Origin of the sequence: Sphingobium sp. B11D3A, assembly GCF_025961695.1 — a bacterium.
Lineage (GTDB): Bacteria > Pseudomonadota > Alphaproteobacteria > Sphingomonadales > Sphingomonadaceae > Sphingobium.
In genome coordinates, this window is sequence record NZ_JAOQOE010000001.1 from 1787729 (window position 1) to 1814191 (window position 26463).

Genomic DNA, 26463 nt, shown 5'->3' on the forward strand with positions numbered 1-26463 from the left:
CTGCGACCTCAGGCTGCGAGAACGGTCGTGGTGACCGCGTTGTCGATCAACAACTGAACCGCAGCCCCGTTGTAGTTGTACAAGCTGTAGCTGACACCGCCGTCGGTATAGTCCTGGCCGCTGTCTACCCACAGGCCGGCCCCGACCAGTTGCACCGAGTCTCCAGCATCGCCGTCGATCATCAACTGCTGTTTCCCAGTCGCGCCGGTGATGGATTGGAACGCGTTGAACGCGCTTTCGTCCGTATCATGCAGGTTGAGCACATCGGTCAGGTTCAGCTTCAGGGTATTGTTGCTCGCACCGGTGATGTCGATCTTCTCGATGCCCTTGATCACACCGTCCTTCAGGGTGGTGAGGTTGAGGGTGATGATGTCCGTTCCCTCCAGCGCCAGCGTGTCGATACCCTGACCGCCCCGGATACTGGAACCGGACTGGCCGAGTTTCACCACATTGTCGGCATTGAGTACGATCCGGTCATTGCCACTACCCCCATAGATCGTATCGATGCCGCCCTTGCCCAAGAGCACGTCGTTGCCCTGACCGCCGATCAGCGAGTCATTGATCGAGGTGCCGGTGAGCGTATCGGCACCGCTCGTGCCCATCTGGCTGACCTTGGTGGTTGAGAAGACACCCGAGGTCGAGCCGTAGACCACGAACGCAGCACCATTGTCGGTCAGGCCATTCACATCCGCATTGCTGCTGCCGATGATCAGGTCGGCCAGGCCGTCGCCGTTGAGGTCGCTGGCGGCCACCGCCCCGAAGGTGAGCGTCCCGGCCTGATTGCCCTCAACGATGAAGCCCTGGGTATTGCCAGCCACGCCGAGCGCGGAAAGATCCACCCCGCTACCGTCAGACTTGCCGAAGACGACATAGACCTTGCCGGCATCGTTCCCCAAGCCTGTATCCGCCTGCCATGACCCAATCGCCATGTCAGCCAAGCCATCGCCGTTGATGTCGCCAAGCACCGTGACCCTGTTATGGAAATCGTTGGCGCTGGATCCGTTGATGACGAAGCCGAGGGTATTGGTGGCCTGGGAGAGCGCGCTCAGGTTGATGCCCTGCCCCCCGGTTTTGCCGTAGATCACATAGGTCTTGCCGGCGTCGTTACCGGCGGGCGCATCCGCGAGACGGGCCGTCACCACGAGATCCATGAGACCGTCGCCATTGATGTCGCCATTGCCGGCGATCGACCATGCAGCATTGTCATTGGCAACCGACCCGCTGATTGCGAAGCCGAGCGTATTGGTTGCTGCGGTCAGAGCCGTCACATTGAGCGGCGTTCCGCTCGTGCCAGTCCGCCCGAACACCACATAGGCCGCACCGGCATCGGTGCCGTTGGCGTCCACCCAAGGCGAACCGATCAGGAAGTCAGCGAGACCGTCTCCGTTCACGTCGCCAAGCGCGGTCGTATTAAGGCCCATTTGGTCGTTGGCACTTGACCCATCAATTGCAAAACCGAGTGTGTTGGTCGCCACTGTCAGCGCCGACAGATTGATGCTGCTATTATTTGCGCGTCCATACACCACATAGACCCGGCCCTGACTGCTCGTGCTGCCTGTGTTCGCGCCTACCAGCAGATCGGCATAGCCATCGCCGTTGATGTCGCCAGCGGCGGACACGGAGAAGCCGGCTTGTTCGTTCGCCGTACCGCCCAGCAATTGGAAGCCTGCCGATACCGCAGTGGACAGGCTCGACAATGCGACCGTCGCCCCACTGGTCTTGCCATAGACGACATAGGCGGCCCCGGCAATCGTACCAACATTATCGACACCCGTGGCACCGACGATCAGATCGCCCAGACCGTCGCCGTTCACGTCGCCCGCGCTCACCGCATTGGCGAGATAATCGCTCGCCGACGACGCCAGGATAGCGAAGCCCGCCGTTCCAGTTGCGACATTGTAAATGCTGTCGATCACGCTGCCGTAGATGTTGTTGGGTCCGCCAAAGACGACATAGGATTTCGAGGCGGTCTGGTTAGCTCCGCCGACCGAAACCACGAAGTCGGCATAGTCGTCTCCGTTCACATCACCCGCAGCGCTGACCGATGCAGCGAAGGACTCGGTGCCGCTGGAACCGGCGATCATATAGCCCAGCGAGTTGCTGGCCTGCATGATCGCGCTCGCCTGGATGACGGGCGTCACGGTGAAGCTGTTGGCGCTCGGCGAGGAGAGATTGCCCAACGCGTCGACCGCATAGGCCTTGTACGTCCCGCTGGCCAAGCCGAGCAGGCTGAGGTTGGTGTTGGTATCGGCAGTCGTAATGGAGACCGAGTTCCAGTATTTGCTGTCCTTGCCGGTGATATCCGCCAGCGTGGTGACCGTGGGAATAGCCGTGGTGTTCACCAGATAGAGCGTGCCCACTTCGGTCGAGCGGACGACGGCCACGTCCGTGCCGGTTCCGCTGATGCTCGTGTCCGCAAAGCTCGGCGCAGGGGCAGCATTATCCTGCACCGTCACGGTGACCTGATTGTCCACCAGCAACTGCACCGCAGCCCCGGCATAGTTGTAGACGCTGTAGCTGCGGGTGCCGTCCTGCACGTCCACACCGCTGTCGAGCCAGCTACCGACGAGCTGCAGGGCATCGCCGCTGTTACCGTCGACCATCATCTGCTGCTTGCCGACCTTGCCGGTGAGCGCCTCGAACTCGTTGAACGCGCTCTCCTCCGGATCGTGCAGGTTGAGCACGTCCGTGAGGTTCAGCTTGAGCGTATTGTTGCCCGAGCCAGTGAGGTCGATCTTCTCGATGCCCTTGACGAAGGCATCCTTCAGCGTGGTGAGATCGAGCGTGATGCCCGCTCCGTCCAGTGCCAGCGTGTCGGTACCGAGGCCGCCCTGGATGCTCGCGCCGGATTGGCCGAGCTTGGCAACGTTATCCGCGTTGATGATGATCCGGTCATTGCCCGCACCGCCATACAGCACGTCCGCGCCGCCATTGCCGCGCAACACGTCGTTGCCGGCGGCGCCAACCAGCGAATCGTTGCCGGACGTACCAATCAGCGTGTCGGCTCCGCTGGTGCCCATCTGGCTGACCTTGGCAGCGTTGGAAAATACGCCCGAGGTCGAGCCGTAGATCACGAAGACGCCGCCGCCATCCGTGTAATTATAGTCCACATAGTTGGAGCCAATCATCAGATCGACGAGGCCATCGCCGTTGATGTCGCCCGCAGACACAGCTCTGCCAAGATAGGCATTGGCCTGGCCGGATTGGTGAATGGCGAAACCCTGCGTATTACCCGCCATAGACAGGGCGGACAGGTCTACGGCGTTGCTGTCTGTCTTGCCGAAGATCACATAGGCCTTGCCGGCATCGCCACCGCCATTCGCATCGGAAGATACCGAGCCCACCAGCAGATCAGCCAGGCCGTCACCATTCATGTCGCCGATCACCGACACGCTGCTGGCATAATCGGAGGTGCCGGAGCCGTTGATTACGAAGCCCTGCGTGTTGCCGCCACCTGACAGCGCACTCACATTGATGCCGGCACCGTCTGTCTTGCCGAAGACCACGTAGAATTTGCCCGCGTCAACAGCAGTCCCGTTGTCGGCATACTGGGCGGCGACCACCACGTCGGACAGACCGTCACCATTGATGTCACCGGAACCGGAAATGGTGAAGCCGGCCTGGTCATTCGCACTCGACCCGCTGATCATGAAGCCTCGGCTGTTGGTCGCGGCCGTTAGTGCAGAGACATTCAGACTGGCGCCATTGATGCCGGTCTGACCGAACACGACATAGGCCGCACCAGAGTTACTGCCAGGGGTGTCGGCAGCGTAAGCTGAAACGATGAAATCGCTCAGACCGTCGCCGTTCACGTCTCCGGCGTCGCTGACGGCATATCCCAACTGGTCACTGGTACTGGACCCCTCGACCATGAAGCCGAGCGTATTGCTCGCTGCGGTGAGCGCGGACAAGTCGATGGTGGTGTTGTTGGAGCGACCGTAAACGACATAGGCTCGCCCGGCCTCGTTGGCCGAACCGACATCCTGATAATAGGCTCCAACCAGAAAATCGGCATAGCCATCACCGTTAATGTCACCGGCGACGGAAACAGCGTAACCTGCCCGTCCGTCGGTGTTGCTGCCCAAGAGCACGAAACCGTTCGATTTTGTTGCGCCGACCCCACTAGGGAGAGCGCCCAGATCGACGTAAGTGCCGCCGGTCTTGCCATAGACGATATAAGCGGCGCCGGCCAAGTCATTGCCGTTGTCGCGACCATAAGCACCGATCAACAGATCGTTGAGACCGTCGCCATTGACGTCACCAGCACTGGACACGGAGTGGCCCGAATACTCATACCATTGAGAGCCGCTTATGTAGAAGCCCAGCGTGTTGTTGCTGGCAGTGAGGGCGTTGACATTATACGCGCCGTTCAAATTGGTCGGACCGCCGAAGATAACATAGGAACGGGAAACATAAGTGCTGTTTGCAGTAGGCCCTACAACGAAGTCACCATAACCATCACCATTGATGTCGCCGATGTAGTCGACCGACTGCCCCACCAATTCAGCGCTGGTTGAGCCGTAAAATGCGAAACCGACGGAAGCGGAAGCTTGGTTCAGAGCGCTCGCCTCAACAACGGCGTTCACAGTGTAGGTGGTAGAGCTGACCGCAGAAATATTGCCGGCCGCATCGACGGAATATGCCTGGTATGTTCCACTAGCCAAACCAAGTAGGTTCATGGTCGTATTGCTGTTCGCGGTGGTGATAGCGACCGAGTTCCAATACTTGCCATCGACAGTGGTGATATCCTCCAGTTTCGTCACCGTCGGGATCATCGTGGTATTGACGAGATAGACGGTGCCCAGCTCCGAGGACCGAACGGTCGTAGTGGTGGTGTTCGCGCTATTACCGGTAGTGAGTGTGACAGTCGGATTGATGGTGTCGAGCAAGAACGCGCCAGTTGCACTCGTCAACGAAATGTTGCCCACTGCGTCCGTCGCTACGGCCGTCACGTTAACATTGCCATTGCCAAGCGTTGTGAGCTGGGACGCATCCAGCGTGACCGCCTGCGCCGAACCGGTGCCAATGACCGTGCGCGTCACCGTACCCAGCGTGCCCGTGAAGGTCACGGCGACCACAGATCCGGCCTCGGCCGTCACTGTCGCAGCACCCGTGCTCGCCAGCGCCTCGGCTGTCGACGCACCCCCGGTAAACGAGGCCGGCAAGCCGATGACCGGCGCGGTCGGCGCGACGGTATCGAGCAGGAAGGTCAGCGGATCGCCCGTGGTGATGTTGCCTGCAGCATCCGTCACCTGCGCCGAGACGAGCACGTCGCCATTGCCCAACGCGGTGAGATCGGCAGCAGTCAGCACGATCGGCTTGGCCGTGCCGTCGGCGGCAACCGTCTTGGTCACAGAGCCGCTGTTGCCGATGAACACGGCCTGGATGGTGCCGCCATTTTCTCCCGTCACTGTGATTACACCGCCTGCGGCGGTCGCCTCCCCAGAGGAGGCGCCATCTGCAACCCCCGCTCCGAGCGCGATGACAGGCGCGGCGGGCGCCACCCGATCGAGCGTGAACTGACGGGTCGCCGAAGCCACGGATGCGTTGCCGGCAGGATCCCGCGCCACCGCCGAGAAGGTGATGGCACCGTCCGCAAAGGCAGCCACGTCGGTCGCCGTGAGAACGACATCCTGCGCCACGCCCGTGCCCACCAGCGTCTTGGTGATTTCCACTGTACCCTGGACGAACGTCACGGTGACGGTCGCCCCCTGTTCGGCCGTGACCGTCGCGACCGTGCCGACCGCAAGCTCCGCGTTCTTCGATGCCGTGCCAGAGAGCAGCAGCGTGGGGCCGGTCGGCGCCACGGTATCGATGGTGAACGTGCTGGTGGCGGCGGCCGACTGGTTGCCGACCGCGTCCGTCACGAAGCTGGAGACCGATACCGCGCCATTGCCCAGCTTCACCAGATCGTTCGCGGTCAGCGACACCGTCTGTGTGAGGCCGTTGCCGGTGAACGTCTTGGTGACGCTGTTGGCCCCGGCGGTGAAAACGACCGCGACCAGCGCATTGGCCTCCGCCGTCACCTTGACCACACCGGTACTCGCAAGCGCCTCGAGGGCGGTAGCGCCACCGGCAATGCCGTCCGAGAGGGTCATGGTCGGCGTCGCCGGTGGCGTCCGATCGAGCACGAAGCTGCTGGCCGTTTCGGCCGACTCGTTGCCCGCCGGATCCTTCGCCTGCGCGGTGACGGCAATCGTGCCATCACCCAGCGCCTGCAGATCAGCCGTGGTCAGCACAACAGCCTGAGGCGAGCCAGTCGCCGTCAGCGTCTTCACGATGCTGTTCGAGCCGTTCGAGAACACCACCGAGATGCTGGAGCCGATTTCGCCGGTCACGCTAATCACGCCGCTGGCCGCCGTGGCTTCCGCCGCTGAGGCGATGTCGGCGACGCCCGTGCCCAGCGTGATCGTGGGTGCACCCGGCGCTGCACGGTCCAGCGTGAACTGGACACCCGAGGCAATGGATGAGGCGTTGCCTGCCGGGTCAGTCGCCACCGCCGTGATGGCCACAGTGCCATCGCCCAGGGCGACCACTTCAGCCGCCGAGAGCGCGACGCTTTGTGCGGTCCCAGTTCCGGTGAGGGTCTTCACGACCGTGTTGCTGCCACGCGCGAAGGTGACCTTCACCACGGCGCCGGCTTCCGCCGTCACCGTCACCACGCCCGAAGGGGCGGCGGCGCCGGTGGACGACTTGGTGGCATCACCCAGCAAGGCAAGGGTGGGCGATGTCGGCGCGACCATATCCAGCGTGAAGCTGGCGGTCACCGGCGTCGAGGCGTTGCCCACCGCATCCTTGGTTACGGCGGAGACCGAAATCGTGCCATTGCCCAGCAAGGTGAGATCCGATGCCGAGAGCGTCACCGGGTTCGGACCACTTGCGGCCACGATCGACTTTTGCACGGTCGCGCTGCCGTTGGTGAACGTCACCGTGACGGTCGTGCCGACTTCCGCCGTCACCACGACGGCGCCGGTCGCAGCTCTGGCTTCCGCCAGCGTGGCGCCATCGCTCATGCCCGCACCCAAAGCCAGCTTGGGCGGAACCGGCGCGATGCTGTCCAGCGTGAAGCTGCTGGTGCTTGCGGGCGATGTGTTCCCGGCGGCGTCCTTGGCGCTGGCACTGATGGCAATCGTGCCATCTCCCAGCGTCGCAAGATCAGCGGCGCTCAGCACCACGGCCTGCGCCGATCCCGTGCCGGTCAGCGCCTTGGTGACGCTCTTGCTGCCATTGGTGAAGGTCACTGTGATGGCGGCGCCGGCTTCCGACTGCACCGTGATGACGCCGGTGGCCGCCGTGGCTTCCGCCGCCGAGGCGATGTCGGCCACGCCGGTGCCCAGCACGATGACAGGCGCATTCGGCGCGACATCGTCGATGGTGAAGCTGGTGGTGGCAGCGGTCGAGAGATTGCCGACCGAGTCCTGTACCTGCACGGACACATTCACCGTGCCGTTACCCAGAGCAGACGCGTCAGCAGCCGAGAGAAGGACCGTCTGCGCCACGCCGGTGCCGACCAGCGTCTTCGTGATCGTGCCGGCCGTGCTGGTGAACTTGATCGTTGCCGTGGCGCCCGGTTCCGTGGTGACCTTGACGACACCCCCGGCCCCGGTTGCCTGCGCCGTCGTTTTGGCGGGCGAGCCCACCAGCGCGAGGACGGACGGGTTGGGCGGCGTCATGTCGAGCAGGAAGGTGCGGCTGGCTTCGGCGGATTCATTGCCAACCGCGTCCGTGGCGACCGCCGACACCGAGATCGTGCCATTGCCCAGCACCGTCAGATCCGCCTGCGTCAGCGTGACGGCCTGGGTGAGGCCGGTGGCGACCACATTCTTCACAAGGCTGTTGGAGCCGTTGACGAAGGTCACGGTGACCAGCGAGCCAGCATCGGCCATGACGGTCGCGACGCCCGTTTCGGCGAGCGCCTCGGACATGGATGCACCGTCGGCAATGGCCGCAGCCAGCGTGAGCGTGGGCGCATTCGGCGCGACCCGATCCAGCGTGAACTGCACCGAACCGCCGCCGGCGGAGACGTTGCCTGCCGTGTCGGTCGCGGTTGCCGCGACGTAGATGGAGCCGTCGCCCAGTGTCGCCAGATCGGTCGTGCTCAGCGTCACGATCTGCGGGGCACCGGTGCCGGTCATGGTCTTGGTCACGACATTGGCGCCATTGGTGAACGTCACGGTCACAGCCGAGCCGAGTTCGGCCGAAACCGTCACGGCCCCCGCCGAGCTGCTTGCTGCCGCCGCGGACTTCTCCGTAGAGCCAACCACCGTCAGCGTCGGATTGTTGGGCGGGGTCATGTCGAGCGTGAAGGTCCGGCTCGTCGCCGCCGAGTCATTGCCGACCGTGTCACGGGCCACTGCGGACACCGAGATGGTGCCATTGCCGAGCGTCGCCAGATTGGCGGCGGTCAGCGTGACAGCCTGGGCCGAGCCCGTGCCGGTCAGCGTCTTGGTGACGCTGTTCACGCCATTGGTGAAGGTCACGGTGACGGCAGCGCCAGTTTCCGCCGTGACGGTCACCACGCCCGTGGCGGCCTTGGCCTCGGCGAGCGTCGCGCCATTGGAGACGCCGGCGCCGAGCGCCAGCACCGGCGCCGTGGGCGGCGTCCGATCCAGCACGAAGCTTGCCGGTGTGGCTGCGGCGGAGGTGTTGCCGGCCACATCCTTGGCAATGGCGGAGACGGAGATCGTTCCGTCGCCGAGCGCTGCCAGATCGCTGGCCGTCAGGACCACAGCCTTTGCCGTGCCAGCGCCGGTGACCGTCTTGGTCACGGTATTGCCGCTGCGGGTGAAGGTGACAGTCACCGTCGCGCCGTCCTCCGCCGCGACGGTTACGACGCCCGTGCTCGCCGTGGCTTCCGCCAGCGAGGCGGTATCCGCCACGCCTGCACCCAGCGCGATGACGGGGGCAGCAGGCGGCGTGTTGTCGATGACGAAGGTCGCATTGCCGGACTGCGAGATGTTCCCCACCGCGTCGATCGCGGTGACGGACACGGCAATGGTGCCGCTGCCGAGCGATGCCACGTCACCGGCCGTCAGCACAACGGATTGCGCCGCTCCCGTGCCGGTCAGCGTCTTGGCCACGCTGTTGATGCCATTGGTGAACGTCACCGTGACAGCCGAGCCATTCTCCGCCGTCACCTGAGCGACGCCGAGCACATTGGCAGCCTGGGTGCTGGTCTTGGCCGAAGCGCCGATCAGCGAGACCAGCGGAGCCGCCGGGGCAACCGTGTCCAGCGTGAAGCTGGACGTGGCGGCCGTCGAGGCGTTGCCCGCCTCGTCGCGGGCCAGGGCACTGACCGAGATCGTGCCGCTGCCCAGCGTCGCCAGGTCATTTTCGGTCAGGACCACCGCCTGCGCCGCGCCCGTGGCCGCCACTTCCTTGACGATCTGGTTGCTGCCATTCTTGAACGTGACGCTCACCGTCAGCCCGGCCGTGGCCGTGACCAGAGCCACACCCCCCTGCGAGGAGGCTTCCGCTGCCGACGCACCGTCCGCGATGCCGGTGCCGAGCGCCAGGGTCGGCGCACTGGGCGCCACCCGATCCAGCGCGAACTCGAGCGGCGTGCCCACCGGCGAGGCATTGCCTGCCGCGTCCGTCGCCGTGGCGGTCACAGAGATAGCGCCATCACCCAGCGTGGTGAGATCAGCGGCGGTGAGTGTCACCGCCTGGACCGCACCCGTGGCGACCAGTTGCTTCGAGACTGTCCCTAGGGACCCGGCGAAGGTGACCGTGATGGCCGACCCGCCTTCCGCACGCACGGTCACCACACCGGTGCTCGCAAGCGCTTCGGCCTGCGTCGCACCGCCGGCAACGCCGGCGCCAAGGGCGAGAGTTGGCGAAAGGGGCGCCTGCCGGTCCAGCGTGAAGCTGGAGGTCGCCGGCGTGGAGACATTCCCGCTGGCATCGCTGGCGACGGCGGACACGGCCACGGCGCCGTCACCGATCGTCTGCAGTTCCAGCGCGGTGAGGACAATCGTCTTAGGCGCGCCATCGCTGACCAGCGTTCTGGTCACGCTGCCGACAGACCCGCTGAAGGTCACCGAGACGACGGCGCCGGGCTCAGCGGAGAGTGTGAGAATGCCGGTCGGGGCCGTCGCTTCCGCTTCCGTCGCGCCGTTCGCAGCAGCGGTGGCCAACGTCAGCGTGGGCGCTTCCGGCGCGCCGGCGTCGAGATTGAATGTCAGGCTTTCGAGCGAGGACTGATTGCCCGCTAGATCAGTGACGACCATCGAGACCTGGACGACGCCGTCACCCAAGGCCGCGATCTGGGCTGCCGTCAGCGTCACGGCCTGAGCCGTGCCGGTGCCGATCAGATTGACCGTTTCCGTGCGGCCCGAATAACCGTTGAACGTCACCTTGATCGCCGCGCCGTTTTCGGCAGCGGCGAGCACGACGCCGTCGACCGAGAGCGCGTCAGCCGAAGACTTGGTGCTGCCACCAACCAGCGTGAGGCCCGCAACCGGAACGGCCGTGTCGAGAATGAAGGCCGCCTGGGCCGGATCGGATTGGTTGCCGGCGACATCCGTGGCGACAGCCGTCACCTGGACCTGCCCGTCACCCAGCCGCGCCATGTCGCCGGCCGTGAGACGGATCACCTGCGAGGCGCCGTTGGCCGTGATAGCCTTCACAACCTCATTGCTGCCATGGGTGAAGGTGAGCGTGACGATGGTGCCGGTATCGGCCTTCACCAGCACGGCGCCGGCGCTGGCCTCGGCCGAGGTCGCACCGCCATTTTCCACGCCCACGCCGAGCGTGAGCAGCGGCGCCGCGGGCGGCACCGCATCCAGACTGAAGTCCAGCGTCGCCGGTGCCGAAGCGTTGCCGGCCACGTCCAGCGCAAGCGCGGTCACGAGGATGGGGCCATCGCCCAGCGTCACGAGATCGCCGGACGTCATCGCGATGATGTCCTCACCGCCGCTCGCTGCGGCAATGACCTTGACGACCGTGCCGCTCACGCCGGTGAAGACGAGGCGGACGCCGAGGCCTGCTGCGGCTGTCACCGTCAGCACGCCGTCGGTCGACAGGGCGTCGGCCAGGGACTTGGTCTCGCTCCCCACGATTTGCAGCAGCGGCGAGTCAGGCAGCGCCGTCATCAGGGTGAAACTGGCCGTGCCATTCAGCGAGGTGTTGCCGGCTGCATCGCTGGCCACGGCCGTGACCGCCACCGGACCATCGCCGATCTGGGCCAGTTCGGCAGCCGAGAGGAGAACCGCCTTCGGGGCACCGGTGCCGGTCATCGTCTTTTCCACGACGCCGTCGGCGCCGGTGAAGGTCACCACCACGGTGGCCCCGGCTTCCGCAGTGACGCGCACGATGCCGCCGCTCGATGTGCCTTCATCCAGCGAGGCGCCATCGGCGACGCCCGCGCCCAGCGTGACCGTCGGGGCGGCAGGCGGCGCTGTGTCGACCGTCAGGCTCATCATCGACGCGGCGGAGAACTTGCCGCTTACGGCATTGAACTGCCGGACAGCCAGCAGGGTCGCCCCGTCCAGCTTGCCGATGTCGTAACTCCAGCTTTCGCCGCCATCGAGGCTGTATTGCAGCGCGGTGTCGCTCTCCTGGCCACCGACGACCAGGCTTGCGTCATAGGTCACGCCATCCGTGTTCGAGACGCCGGTATCATTGCCGAGCGAGAGGGACAGCGACGTCAGGGTGATCGAGGGATCGAGCGTGAACTCCTCCAGCGTGGCCGGCGAGATGTTGCCGGCCACGTCGGTCTGGCGCACCATTACCGAATTGGGGCCCGGATTGGCCGTAAAGCTCTTGCTCCAGGTCGCGCCACCATCCACGCTGAACTCGATCAGCGCACCCGGCTCCTGCCCGGTGATGCTGAGGATTCCGGTATATTCATTGCCTTCGACGACGAGCGCATCGGGCAGACCCGTGTCCAGAACGAAGCTGAGCGCGGATGCTGCCGACACATTGCCGGCGCCATCCTTGGCCGTGGCCGAAACGGCGACAGTGCCGTTGCCGAGCGTGATCAGCTCGGCCTGCGTCAGGCTGACCGCGACCGCCGAGCCCGTGCCCTGCACGAGCTTGGTCACCGTCCCGCTGGTGCCGTTGAACACCAGCCGCACGCTGGTGCCGACATCCGCCGTCACCGCCATGGCGCCCTCGGTGCCCGTCGCCTCCGCCGCTGTCTTCTGCGCATCGCCGATCAGGTCGAGAAGCGGTTCGCTGGGGGCCGTGGTGTCGAGCGTGAATGCGCTCGTCGCGACAACCGACGCATTGCCGGATGCATCGGTCGCGATAGCGGAGACCGCCACCTCGCCATCACCCAGAATGGCGAGATCCGCAGCATCGAGAACGACCGCCTGCGCGGCGCCGATCCCGGATACGGTCTTCACCACGCTCCCCTGCGCGGTCGCGAAGGTCACCGCGACGGACGTGCCGAGTTCGGCCGCCACCTGCACGGCGCCGCCGGAATAGAGCGCTTCCGCAGCGGTCGCGCCGTTCGCGACATTCGCAGCGACGGTGATCGCGGGCGCCTCCGGCGCGACCGTATCGAGCGTGAACACCAGCAGCACGGGCGGGGAGAGGTCCGCACCGTTCACCTGGCGAACGTGGACATGGTTGAGCCCTTCCACCGCCGTAAAGGCGCTGGTCCAGCTCTGCCCCCCGTCGATGCTGTACTCCACCGTGGCGCCCGCGCTCACGCCGGAAACCTGAAGGCTGCCATTGCTGGTCAGCCCGTCAATGGCCGAAAGGCCGCTATCCTGCGCCAGCCCGACCGACAGCGCGGGCAGCGCCGTCGCCAGATTGAAGCTCAGCGACTGCGGCGCCGAAGCATTGCCCGCAGCGTCCACCTCGCGCACTTGAACGGCATTGGTGCCCGCCCGCGCCGCGAAGCTCTGGCTCCAGCTCTGCCCGCCATCGATGCTGTATTCGATGGTCGATCCGGCTTCCTGACCGGTGATCGCGATAATCCCGCTCTGCGCATCCGCGCTGGCGACCATCGCGCTGGGCGCGACGGTATCGAGCGTGAAGGCAACCGGCGTCGCCGCCGAGACATTGCCGGCAGCATCCGTCGCCGTGACCGACACGGCAATCTGGCCATCGCCCAGCGTCGCAAGATCTTCCGCCGTCAGGACGACAGCCTGCGCCGTCCCGTCAGCGCTCAATTGCTTGGTGATGCTGCTGGTGCCATTGGTGAAGGTCACCGCCACGCTGGATCCGGCCTCGGCAGTCACGAGGACCACGCCGTTGGCCGACGTGGCTTCCGCCGCCGTCGCGCCCGTGCCGACGCCCGTGCCCAGAGCCAGCACCGGTGCGCCCGGCGCCTCCCCGTCAATGGTGAAGCTGAGGTCGCTCTGCGCGGACACATTGCCGGCGGCATCGGTGACCTGCACGGAGACCTGCACCGGGCCATCGCCCAGCTCGGCCAGATCGGCGGCGCTGAGGGTGATCGCCTGCGCGGCGCCTGTGCCGGTGACGGTCCGCACGATCACGCCGTTCGCGCTGCGGAATTCGATCTGCACGGTGGCTTGGTTTTCAGCCGTCAGCGAGAACACGCCATCCGCAGAGAGCGCCGCGTCGACGCCCTTCACCGCATTCCCGACAAGGTTGAGCGTCGCGGCATCCGGGGCGCCGGTATCGACGCGGATATTGGGCGCTTGAATCGCGGGTGACGTCAGCACGACGGGCAAGCCGCCCTCGCCCTTGAAATCGTCGGTCGTGGCAGTGCCGAGCGCGAGACTGTCCGCTTTGAGCGTGATGCCGTCGCCATCATAGAGATTGCCGGCCAGCGCGGCGGTGAACTCCAGCCCGCGCACGCCAGCCGCCGTTGCGCTGGTGCCGGTTGCCGTCAGCAGCACTTCCTGCCCGCCGATCAACGCCACGACCGTGACGGTCTTGCCTTGGGCCAGCACGACCGGCTGGGAGAAATTGAGCGTGAGGCTGAGCGTATCGCCAACCTTGAACCAACTCGGCGCGGCCGGCTGGGCGATGGACTGGATCGCCACGTTGAGGCCGGGTGTCACCGTGGCGGGATCGTTGCCGGACAGGTCGGCGAGGGCGACGGTGGCATTGGCTTTGACAGCCGTGCCCGCCACCTGCGAGCGCACCGCGCCATCGGCGAAGACGAGCAGATCGTTCAGCGTGTTGCCCGCTGCCGACACCGTCACGGTCTCGACGTTATCGCCCACCGTGCGGGTGAGCGTCATACGCGAGCCGCTCACCGTCTTGGTGTAATCGCTCCACCGGCCGCGGAAATAGATGACGTCCGTACCGCCACCCAGCGCCGATGCATCGATGGTCGTCCCATCTGCCACATAGACGACATCAACACCGTTGTTACCGAGAATCTGGAAAGTCACGCCCGGCTTGGAGAGGGAAATGGTTTCACCGTTGGCATCGAAGGACACGACCTTGACGGTGGCGGACAGGTCCGCGCCCGGCGCCGCAGCGCCGGTCGGCGCAGTCGAGGTCTCGCCGGACGGCACCGGGAGCGGGTCGCCTTTCGACACATAATTGTACAGCGCGTTGGTCGCGACCGTGCCGTCCGCGAAAATCAGCGCGTCGGGCGTCGTGGCCGAGTTGGCACTGGCGAGATTGACCGTCTCGACCTTACCTTCGACCGTACGCGACAGGGTCAGCGTCGCACCGGTCCGCGTTACCGTATAATCCGCCAGCGATCCTTCAAAATAGATGCGGTCCGCGCCCGCACCTGTGCTCAGCGAATAGGTCGCGCCGGGACGGATGAAGATGGCGTCCACAAAAGAGGAGCCCAGAAACTGAATTTCCTGCCCATCCAGAGACAACGTTCCGTAATTCAGCTCGAAATCGATGAAGTTGCCACCATTGGTGGTGTTCATGATGATATATTTCGACGTGATTGCCATGACCTTTGACTCCGGAAGAGAATTTCAAAAAAATTCTGCTAGAAAATGTTCTCGAGGAAACGCGTTAAGGCGGGCCAGATTTCGATCTGGCCCGGCATGATTTAACCGCCTACAAAAAGAGCTGTTTGTGACTGTAGGAAAGCCTGCGCAGCGGCCGGCGAATCTTGCCACTCGCCACCGATATCGAGATCGATCCAGGCCTGACTACTGTTTGGGAATGGCGCAGTTGCGCTGTAGGTGCCGAAGTCGACGCGCGTGTCATTCGGGTTGGCGGCATCGCCGCTTCCGAACGAGGTGCTTGCCAGATCCCACCCACTCGTTCCGTTGTGCTGATTGTCCAGATAGACGAGATCGTCAGCGCCAAAATTGGTCGCGCGGACCCAGAAGTCCCAGGTACCCACCACGCTCGAATCGTCCCTGTCCGTCACAATCAGCGCATAACCATCCGCGGCAAGGCTACCGATCGACGTGGCAGCCGAGACCGCCGTGTTGCCAATACCATCGAGGCCGACCCATTTGTGGCCTGCGGTCAGAGAGCCATCCGCCACCATGGTCTGCGAAGCCGCAGCGCCGGTAACGAGCGCGGCTCCGGTGCCGCTGGTGTTGGGCGTGACGGTCGAGAAGGTCGCGCCGCTGAGCAAGGCCGCATTACCGAGACCCGAGGTCGCGCTAACGAGAAGGCCCGCATCGATCTCGACATGATAATTGTTCGAGAAATCGAGATCATATTTGGGATTGATGATCAGCTTGTCGCCCGAAATGGTGAGGACATCCGCAACGGCGACGGTCGCACCGTTCCAGGTCGCCGAGACCTCGCCGTCGACGACGGTGACGACCAATGTTTGCGTGTTGTCGATCGCTTCACCCAACGAGCCGGAATATCCCGCCTTAGCGGACGTGTTGGCATCGTTGACGATCTTGATCTCATAAACGCCGTCGACAGCGGTCAGAGCGATGTCCTCGCTCGAGGTGAAGACGAGGTCGGACCGCACATCAAGGTTGGTCACGCCATCGACATTGGTCGAAAGGAGCGGCACAGGATGCGCTTCGATCGTGAAGTCGTCGGATGCCGACAGGCTCCCATCCGAGGCTGTGACGCGAACGGTGATCGGACTGGCCAGTGCCGGCGCGGACGTGGACGAGAAGGTGCCGGTCGCGCCATCGAAGCTCAGCCAGGACGGCAATGCGGAGAGATTGCCCTGCGCATCGACCAGTTGCGCCGTGTAGGTCAGCGCATCGCCATCCGGGTCCGTGAAACTTCCGGCCGCGATGCTGTAAGTGAACGCCTGCCCCTCGACCGTCATCTGATCCACCAGTGCCTCGGCAAGCACCGGCGCCTCGTTGAGACCGGGCGTGATCGTCGCTGCATCGTAGCCGGAGATGGCCGCGATCGCGACGTTGGCGTCCGCCTTCACAGCCGTGCCGGCAACCTGTGAGCGCACGGCGCCGTCAGCAAAGACGAGAAGATCGTTGAGCGCATTGCCGGCGGCCGAGACGACAACTGTTTCGAGCTGACCGCCAACAGTCCGGGTCAAGGTCATCTTCGAGCCCGAGACCACCTTGGTGTAATCGGCCCAGTGACCACGCATGTAGACAATATCGGTGCTGTTTCCGAGCGCCGAGGCATCGACCGTCGCACCATCAGAGACGTAAACGACATCGACGCCGGCATTGCCCAGCACCTGAAATTTCATGCCCGGTTTGGACAGCGCAATCGTCTCGCCGGTCCCGTCGAAAGACACGACCTTGACCGTCGCGGACAGGACTGCCGCCGGCGCGGCCGGTCCGCTCGGCGCAACAGATGTCTCGCCGGACGGCACCGGCAACGGGTCACCCTTCGAGACATGATTGTACACCGCATTGGCCGCCACGCTGCCATCCGAGAACACCAGCACATCAGGGGTCGTCGCGGAGTTAGCGCCGGCGAGACTGACCGTCTCCACTTTGCCCTGAGCCGTCCGCGTCAGCGTGAGCGTCGCGCCAGATCTGGTGAGCGTGTAGTCGGCCAGTGCCCCTTCAAAATATATGCGATCTGCGCCCGCACCCATGCTGAGGGAATAAGTCGCGCCCGGTCGGACGAAGACGGCATCGACCAGAGCCGAACCGAGAAACTGCATCTCCTGCCCGTCCAGCGAAAGCGTACCGTAATTCAGGCCGAAGTCGATAATGTTGGAATTGTCGGCAGCAGTGCTCATAATGATATATTTTGAAGTCGTGGCCATGTTTTTGCCCCATAAGAAAGTAAAATTGAATATTTCGTCTTTCGATTATCCCACAGGTCCCACTGTTCAGGGCCGGATGCTCATCCGACCCTGATGGATGTTCATCCGCCCACGAAAAGCGGCGTCGCAGATTGGAAATAAGTCTGAACAGCGTCAGGCGTTTCACGCCATTCACCACCAATATCGAGGTCGATGTACGACTGGCTGCTGTTCGGGAACGGCGCCGTCACGTTGTAAGTGCCGAAGCCGACGCGCGTATCGTTGTCATTGGGCGAATCGCCACTGGCAAAGGATGTGGTAGACAAATCCCAGCCCGCAGTGCCGTTCTGCTGATTATCGAGATACACCAGATCGTCCGCACCGAAGTCGGTCGCCCGGACCCAGAAGTCCCAGGTTCCGATGTCAGCGGAGGCGTCGCGGTCACTGACCACCAGCGCATAGCCCGCGGCAGAGAGGCTGCCGATGGACGTGGCCGAAGCAACCGCCGTATTGCCGACGTTATCGATCCCCACCCACTTATGGCTGGCGGCCAGCGTGCCGTCTGCATGCATGATCTGCGAGGCCGCTCCGCCCGAGACCAGCGCTGCCCCCGAACCGGTGGTGTTGGGCGTGACGGTCGCGAAGGTCGCACCGCTCGCCACCGCCGCGTTGCCAAGGCCAGAGGTCTGCCCGATGAACAGTCCCGCGCCGACCTCGACATGGTAATTGTTCGAGAAATCGAGGTCGTAGACCGGATCGATGATCAGCTTGTTGCCAGAGACGGAGAGGACATCGTTGACGTTCACCGTCACGCCGTTCCACTTGGCGGAAGCCACCCCGCCGCTGACAGTGACGACCAGCGTCTGCGTGTTGTCGATGGATTCCCCGAGCGTGCCGGAATAGCCCGTCTTCGATCCGCTGTTGGCATCATTGACCAGCTTGATCGTGTACGTGCCGTCGACCGTCGTTAGTGCGATGTTCTCGCTCGCGCTGAAGACCACGTCGGACCGCACATCCAGATTGGTGACGCCATTCAGGTTGGTGGAGAAGACCGGGACCGAGGCCTGCGAGACGGTGAAGTCGTCCGAGACCGACAGGCTGCCGTCGGACGCGGTCACCCGCACCGTGATCGGGCTGGCGAGCGCCGGCGCGGACGTCGAGGAGAATGTGTGGGTCGCCGCATTGAAGGTCAGCCAGGACGGCAAGGCCGACAGGGCGCCGCCGCTGCCCACCAGCTGAGCCGTATAGGTCAGGGTCGTGCCAGCATCCACGTCCGAGAAGCTGTTGGACGGCACGGTGTAGCTGAACGCTTGCCCCTGCACGGTCGCCTGGTCTCCGAGAGGATTGGCGACGACCGGCGCTTCATTGACGTTGGCCAAGTTCACCGTGACGGCCTGCGACGTCATGTTGCCCGCCAGGTCCGTCATGTTGACGTTGATGGTGTAGCTGTGGGCCTGCGTCTCGTAGTCGCGCGGCGCGGCAAAGCTCAGCGCACCAGAGGAGCTCAGCGTGAACAGGCCAGCATCGCCGCCGGGGGCCAGGGCCCAGCTCACCGCTTCGCTGGCGGAGAGGGTCCCCACCGCAGTGGCATTCTCGTTCACGGTGAGCGTCGCGCTGGTAAGGGCAGGCGCCGTGCTGTCGACAACGAACGGCAGCGCCCCGTAGGTCACGAGCTGACCCGAGTCCGAAGAGACCGGCTCCCCGGACACCAGACCCGTCACGTCCGTGAAGTTCAGTGCCAGGATTCGCACTTCCGTGGTGTCGGTCACCGGCACTTGAGCCGTGAACACTAGCTTCGTCGGGTCGTTCAACGCGGCCGTGGCGGCTCCGTCCAAAGTGGCTGTCGCAAGATATGTGTTGGTCGCAACGAACCGCAGCACAACCTCTGGAACAGGGCTCGACGGATAGGTGACACCCTCGCTGAGCGTGACCGTGAACGTCACGGTGCTCGCTCCCATCGCAACCGCCTTGTTCGCGACGATTTCCGTCACGACTGGGGCGCTCGCGATTGACAGGGTAAAATCGTCGGTGGCGGTGAGGCTGCCATCGGACGCTGTCACGCGGATCGTGATCGGGTCGGTCAGCGCTTGGGCGGCCGTGGAGCTGAGGGTGCCGGTCTGCGCATTGAATGTCAGCCAGCTCGGCAGGGCCGAGACATTGCCCTGCGCATCCACAAGCTGCGCAGCGTAGGTCAGCGTATCGCCGTCGACATCGTAAAAGGCGTCGCTGGGGATGATGTAGCTGAACGGCTGATTGGCCGTGGCGACTTGATCGGCGAGCGGATGATCCAGAACCGGCGCTTCGTTGACATTGCCGACGTTCACGGTGACCGCCTGGACGCTCTGATTGCCCCAGAAGTCCGTCGCCGTGACCTCAATCGACCAGCTGGAGCGATCCTCATAATCGAGGGTCTGGACGGTCTTGATCACGCCGGTCTGCGGATCGATGGTGAAGAAATCCGCGATATCATAGGCGGCAAAGGGCGCGGGACCGCTGCCCCAGGCGATCGAATAGCTCGTCTTGCCCGAGGGATCGGAGGCCGTCGCGGTGTAGAGCAGCGTACCGGGAGCCGCCGTTTCGAGGACGGACACGCTGACCGTGCTGCCGCCGCTGAATGCCGGCCCGGTCGTGTCGTTGATCATGCCGAGTTGCTGCAATTGGGCCTGCGGCAGCGAGGCATTGGCCAAGGCCGGATTGACCTGGGTGACATCGTGAAAACCCTGGATCAGAATGTCGGCGAGCAACTGGCCCTGAGCCTGTCCCAAGTCGGCCAGCGTCGTGTTGGCACCGTTGGCGGTGGTGGTGATGGCATCGACGATTTGCTGGATCGCCTGATCCAGCGTCAGGCCTTCACTATGCGCCCAGCCCTGAAGCGCGGCGAGGTAAACGCCGTAAACGTTCGCGGAGGCGGCAGTGTTCGCCCCATTGCTGTCGATGACCAGCTTTGCGAGCTGCGCTGGCAGCGACGTATCTACATCGTCGGTGAACAAGGTGGCGACGGTGGCATTGGCCTGCGTGACAGCTGTCGCGGTCAGACCGGTCATGTTCGAGCTGCCGCTCGCAAGCCCCATGAGACGCGCCGCAGCCTCGGTGAACGGCGTGATGTTGACGACAAGATCCTGACCGGCCTCGATCGTCGTCACGACACGCAGCGCCACGTCGATGTCCGCCTGCAGACCGGTCGCTTCGTTCAGATAGCCTTGGGCGTTCGCGAGCGGGTCGGTCGCGACGACCATGACGTAGCCGGTATAGCCTTTGACGGCGATACTGAACGCGCCATTGGCGTCGGTGACGCCGGAGCCGAGCAGCGTGCCGTCGGTCTTATAGGCCTTGATCTCGATGCCGGCGATCACCGGGCCTGCTGCGACCGTGCCGGTGATGTAGTTATTGCTATCGACCGTGACCGGGCGTGAGCCTGTTGCGGAGATGTTGCCTGCGGCGTCGGTTGCCTTGGCGGTGATGGTATAGGCGCCGTCGGCGGGCAGTTCGTTGGCAGCAAAGCTGGCCGTCCAGGTGCCGTTGGCGGCGGTGGTGACCGTCTTGCTGGCGGTGCCCCAGGTGACCGTGATGCTGGTGCCGGCCTCGGCGGTGCCCGAGACGCTGACCGGTGCCTGGGTTTCGGCCTGGTTGACCAGATCGTCACCGGCGACCGCGTTGATGACCGGTGCGGCGGCGGCGGTCTTGTCGACCGTGATGGCGTTGGCGATCTTGCCGGCCTCGCTGGTCTTGCCGGAGGTCGCGTCCTTCTGGCGGACCTGCACGGCGCCGGCGGCATAGCTGCCCTCGGCCAGCGTGAAGCTCGTGCCGGTGCCGGCGGTCCAGGTCGAGCCGCCATTGGTGGAGTATTCCCAGGCATTGGTGCCGGTGATGGCAGAGACGTTGATCGTGCCGTCCTGGGTGATGTAGTCGGTCGCCGAAGCGCCGGTGTCGGTCTTCAGCGCGAGCTTGGGCGCAGCGATGCTCGCCTCATCGCTGCCGCCGCCGAAGATCGCGAACCCGGCGCCGATCGCACCGGCCGCGCCCAGCACATAAAAGGCGGGCGTGGAGAAGAAGCTGCCCGATCCGCCGCCAGCGCCGGCGCCGGCAGCACCCTGGGCATAGACGCGATCGGCCCACTGGCCTTCACCGACATGACCCTGTCCACCGGCGGACGAGGCCTGCACGGCGCTTTCGGGCTGGTCCGCGTCGGCCTGCGCAGCGTCGGCATCCTTCTGGTCGCCATTTTGCGCGGCTTCGTCCTCGTCGTCCTTCTTGTGCGTCCGTGCCTTCACCTTCTTGGGCGTGGCGCTGTGCGCGGCAAGGGTCGCGTGTGAGGCCGCGGGCGCCACAGGTGCATGACCGGCGGCGGCCTGAGCGGAGGGAGCCGGTGCAGCTTGGGCCACAGCCTGGGCCTGCTCGGCCGGAACGGCTGCGTTTGCCGGAAGCTCTGCCTGCATCTGGGCCGGCATCTCGGCCTGCATCTGGGCCTGCGTCTCGCTCTTGTTGGTCATGTCATTGGCTCCCTGTATTCCAAGCTGTGTCTTCAAAGCTGTGTGCGGTTGAGGTCAGCGCTCGCCGAGCGCCTCATCGACGGTTTTGGTGATGGGTTTGGTGAGGTAGGTGAGCACCGAACGCTTATGGGTGCGCACTTCCACGGTGGCGGTCATGCCGGGGCTGACCTGGATGGGCTTGCTGCCCGCGTTACCCGCGCCGCTATCCTTCAGGCGGATGTGGACGCGGTAATAGAAGTGCTCGCTGCCCTGCGGCCCGGGCTCGCTCAGCGCATCCGGGCTGATGTAGACGACCTCGCCTTCAAGGCTGCCGTAGATGCTGGGATCATAGGCATCGAGCTTGACCTGCGCGGACTGGCCGACCTTGACCGAGCCGAGATCGGCGGGGCTGAACTTGGCCTCGACGATCAGTTCGCTGGTCGTGGGCAGCATCTCCATGATCGCATCGCCCGGCCGCACCGAGGCGCCCAGCGTGGTCACGTTGATCTTGCGGATCTGCCCGTCATGCGGCGCGCGCAGCTCGGTAAAGCCGAACACCGCCGAGCGCTCGCGCAGCGCCTCTTCCTGCGTGGCGAGATCCTCCTCGGCCTTGGTCATCTCGGCCTGGGCGTCCTGGAAGTATTTGTTGCGGGCATTGACGATCTGCCCATCGAGCTCAGCGACCGCGCGCTTGAGGCGGATCACCTCGGCCTGCCCGACATCGCCCGCCGCCAGCAGCGGCTGCGTGATGTCGAGCTCGGCCTGCACGAGCCGCCGGCTCTGGACCAGCGCGCCAATGCCCTCGTTGAGCGCCTGGCGGCGCCGGTTGAACAGATCGGTCTGGTTCCTGCGGAACGCCGGATAGGCTTCCAGCTCGGGCGGGAACACCAGCGCCTGCCCGTAAACCTCGGCCCGCAGCCGGGCGAGCGTCGCCTTGAGCGCGGCCACCTTGTTGCGGCTGTCGTCATAGGCGGCCGAGGCGCGGCTCTGGTCCATGAGAGCCAGCAGCTGGCCCTTGCGGACCATCTGCCCTTCCTCGACCTTCATCTCGGCCAGCACGCCGCTGTCCGCCGCCTGGATGACCTGCGTGCGGGCCAGCGCGATCACCTGTCCCCGGGCGCGGGCCAGCTGGTCGATCTGCGAGACGCTTGCCCAGATCAGCAGCGCCACGATGCCAAGGCCAGTGATCACGATGAACCAGCCCCCCGGCCCCAGCGGAAGCCGGGCCAGCTGCTGGCGCACGCTGCCCAGGCCCGCGCGCATCGCCCTTGGATCTTCCATCTTCATGCCACGCTTCCCTTGTGATGCTCAGATTGTGCAGCCGGGCCCTGTTGCGCTGCCGGACCCTGGCGCAGCCGCTCGATCACCGCGTCGCGCGGGCCATCGAGCGCGATGCCCTGCGGGGTCAGCACGATCAGCCGGTCGATGAGCTCGAGCAGGCGCAGCTTGTGGGTGACCAGCACCAGCGTCTGCCCGGGCTGAACTGCTGCGCGCAGGGCCGAGAGGCAGCGCTCTTCGGTGCCATCGTCCATCGAGGAGGTCGGCTCATCGAGCAGCCACACCTGCGGGCGGGCCAGCAGCAGCCGGGTCAGCCCGATAAGCTGGCGCTGACCGCCCGAGAGGCCCCCGCCGCCCTCGGCGATGCGCAGATGCACACCCTCGGGACGCCCCGCGAGGAAGCCGGCGAGACCGGTCGCCTGGATCGCCGCGACCAGCTCTTCATCGCTCACATAAGGCAGACCCATGGTGAGGTTGTCGCGCAGCGTGCCGCTGATCATCCGCGCCTGCTGGGGCAGATAGCCGATCAGCTCGGCCCGCCGCTCGCTGGCGATATGCTGCAGATCCAGGCCATCGAGCAGCACATGCCCCCGCTCAGGCTTGACCAGCCCGGCGAGCAGCTTGAGCAACGTGCTCTTGCCCGATCCCACCGCGCCCAAAATGCCGACCCGCTCGCCCGGCGCGATGGTCAGCGCCGGCAGCTTGAGCGGCGCAGGCTGCGAGGCCCACGCGAACTCCAGATTGGCGACCTCGACCCGGCCCTGGATCGCATCGGGCACCAGCGGTGCATCGATGCCGTCATTGTCCTGCTCCGAAGCGTAAAGCCGCTCGAGATTGTCGAGCGCAACCTTGGCATTGGCGCCCTGCACCAGCAGCCCCGGAATGGCGTTGACGGGGGTGAGGACCCGGCCCGAGACGATCGAGCAGGCGATGATCGCGCCCACGGTCAGGCTGGTGGTCGTCGCGGCCAGATAAGCGCCGGTCGCCACCATGCTGACATAGCTGATCTGCTGGACCAGGCCCGAGATATAGCCGGCCGTCTCGTTGAGATGGCGGATTTCGGTCATCTCGTCGGCGGTCCGCCGCGAGAGATCGTTCCAGCGGTTGCGCATCTGCCATTCGCCGCCGCTCGCCTTCAAAAACTCGGCGCCCTGGATGGTCTCGACCAGCAGGCCGTAGCGCTGGTTGCCGACCAGATTTTCCCGCGCGCTGTGCGCCTCGATCGCCCGGCGCGAGCGCAGCCCGGCAGCGACCGCCACCACGAACGCCAGAGCCGGCACTGCCGCCACGAACGGCCCGCCGATGAGGAAGATGACCGCCAGGAAGAACAAGGCGAACGGCACGTCAGTGAACAGATAGAGCTTGCGCGCGACGATGAACGCCCGCACCCCCTCATAGCCGCGCACCTGCGCCGCGAACGTGCCCACGCTCGGCGGATATTGGTCGAGCCGCGTCGAGAGCATCCGCTGGAAGACGCTCATCGCCGCCTCCAGATCGATGCGATGCACCGCCTTGTCGACAATGGCCGAACGCGCCAGCTTGAGCGCGAACTCAATGCCGATGGCGATCGCCGTGCCGATCGTCAGCACGATCAGCGTCGCCACGCCGCCCTGCCCGATCACCCGGTCATAGACCTGCATCGAGTAGAGCGAGGTTGCCAGCACCAGAATGCTCGCCAGCGTCGAGGCCAGCGCCGCCATCACCACCCAGGATTTGTCGACGGCCATGATCGCCTCGAACACGCCCTTGGCGGTGCGCGCATGGGCGATCTCGCCACGCGGGGTGACACCGGCGAACATCGTGCCTTCGGGCCATGCCGCCATCCGCTCGCGCCCCTGCGGCCCCTCGCACAGCCAGGTGCCGTCGTTGCTCAGGCTCAGCACCATGCGATAGCCGGCACCCGGCACCAGCGCGATCATCGGCAGGTCCGCTTCATGCGGTTCGCGCCGCCAGCGCGAGAGCTTGAGCCGCAGCGTCTCGCACAGCGCCAGCGCCGCGCGCGCCGCAATGCGGCTTTCCTCGCCCGGAGCGCCTGCCCCCGATGCGCCAGCACTGAACAGCGCGCGGATGCGGCGACCGTCGCGCCGGGTCAGGCCACCCTGGCACTCCAGCGCCGTCGCCAGGCGCCCGCCCAGCCAGATCACGCCATCGGCAAAGGGCGTCGCGGGCGGCGGCCCCATGAAGAGGACGTCCTCGGACGCACTCTCAGGCGCCCCGGCGGGAGTCTCGGCCGGTGAGGGCCCTGCAATCAGTTCCATGGGAAGGCCCCTTCCTTGAGGCGCAAGCGGTAGCGGGCGATCAAAAGCTGGACCTGCGCATCGCTCAGGCTCCGCTCGATGTCGGTCTGCTCTCGGGTGACATTGAGAACGTCCAGCCAGCTGCGCTTGCCGGCTAGGAACATCCGGTTGTAGGATTCGAAGGTCTGCTGCTGCACGCCCCGGCTGACCTGCAGCTCGCGCACCAGGCTGCGCGCCGCCCGCCAGCTCGCCAGATCCGCCGCGACCTCCGCCGTCAGATCGGCCCGATAGGCATCGCGGGCATTGCGCGCCGCGCTCTCCAGCGCCTGTGAGGCCCGAATGCGCTCCACCGAGGCGAGCCCCGAGCCGAAGGCGAACTTCACGCCCACCACCACCCGCGTGTCAGGCAGCGAGGACGGATAATATTTATCGTCGGCAAAGCGCTGTTCGGCCCGCGCATAAATGGTCGGCATCATCGCCCTGGACGCCACCCGCGCCTCGGCCTTGGCGACGCCGATCTCCTGCTCGGCGCGCAACAGCGCCGGGTTGGTCTCGAGGGTGCGCGCCAGCAGATCCTCGCTGCGCACGTCCAGCGGCTCATCGCCTGCCGCCACGTCGAACGCGATCCGCGCCGGATCGATCGGCCGCCCGGTCAGCTGGCTCAGCGCCTCAGTGGCCGATTGCTCGATCGCCTGATAGTTGGTCAGCGTGTTGCGCGAGAGGCTCAGCCGGGTGAGCACCAGATTATGATCGACCGGCGCGGACAGGCCCGTGGCCACCCGCCGGCGCATCATGCCTTCCAGCGCTTCCAGCCGGGCAATATCGGCCGCATAGACCTGCGCGCCCAGACGCGCTGCCACGAACCGGCCATAGCTGTCGATCACCCGCAGCGCGACCTGGTAGCGCGTCGCGTCAACCGCCGCTTCCGCCGAGGAGAGCCGCGCCTTGGCCGCATCGACGTTCGCACCGATCCGCCCGAAGGTCCACACCGGCTGCGTCAGCGTGCCGGTGACGACATAGCCCCGCCGCCCCCGCTCGCTCTCGAACGCCGGCTCGGGAAAATACGCCCAGCGCGCGCTCGCCACTTCATAAGCCGACGCCCGCGCGCCATCGGTCTGCGAGAGAACCTGCGGATTGGCCCGCGCCGCCTGCGCCATCAGATCATCCAGCGACAAAGAGGACGGCTCAGAGACCGGGCCCGGCGCTGCGGCCACGGCCGCCGGCGCGCGAACATCGCCCTGCTGCGCAATGGCCGTAAGCGGAGCCGCAAGCACCGCCCCCAGCACAGCGCAGCCGATCAGCCCGCCCCCGCGCCCTGCGGGACCGCGCAAACCACGACACAGCGTCGCAGCGCGCCTCGTCCCAACCCCCTCAAACATCGAACTCACCCCGAATATCATGATCTTGTGCCGACATCGCCAACCACCCCGCGCCAAAG

The 26463-nt window shown here is 65.2% G+C and carries 5 protein-coding genes and 2 pseudogenes; all 7 read right to left on the reverse strand.

The features are described from left to right. Positions 1–8: 8 nt before the first annotated feature. The 7 genes and pseudogenes from M2332_RS08580 to M2332_RS08605 all read right to left on the reverse strand — a co-directional run bounded on the left by M2332_RS08580 (position 9) and on the right by M2332_RS08605 (position 26404). Positions 9–14840, reverse strand: coding sequence for an Ig-like domain-containing protein (locus M2332_RS08580; RefSeq protein WP_264573730.1), 14832 nt, complete (start codon positions 14838–14840; stop codon positions 9–11). Positions 14841–14941: 101 nt separating this feature from the next. Next, positions 14942–17062, reverse strand: a complete 2121-nt coding sequence (locus M2332_RS08585; RefSeq protein WP_264573731.1) for a putative Ig domain-containing protein — start codon at positions 17060–17062, stop codon at positions 14942–14944. Positions 17063–17163: 101 nt separating this feature from the next. Further along, a complete protein-coding gene (locus M2332_RS08590; protein WP_264573732.1) occupies positions 17164–21531 on the reverse strand; it encodes a putative Ig domain-containing protein in 4368 nt (1455 codons plus the stop codon). A gap of 54 nt (positions 21532–21585) precedes the next feature. Then, positions 21586–22797 (reverse strand): HlyD family efflux transporter periplasmic adaptor subunit, encoded by a 1212-nt coding sequence (locus tag M2332_RS08595; protein WP_264573733.1) that lies wholly within the window; start codon positions 22795–22797, stop codon positions 21586–21588. After that, positions 22794–23477 (reverse strand): annotated as a pseudogene (locus M2332_RS16650) (ATP-binding cassette domain-containing protein); the annotation flags it as partial. The pseudogene M2332_RS16650 and the gene M2332_RS08595, both read right to left, overlap by 4 nt. Positions 23478–23714: 237 nt before the next feature. Further along, positions 23715–25046: pseudogene (locus M2332_RS16655) on the reverse strand (ABC transporter transmembrane domain-containing protein); the annotation flags it as partial. Next, a complete protein-coding gene (locus M2332_RS08605) occupies positions 25037–26404 on the reverse strand; it encodes a TolC family protein (RefSeq protein WP_264573735.1) in 1368 nt (455 codons plus the stop codon). The pseudogene M2332_RS16655 and the gene M2332_RS08605, both read right to left, overlap by 10 nt. Positions 26405–26463: the final 59 nt, after the last annotated feature.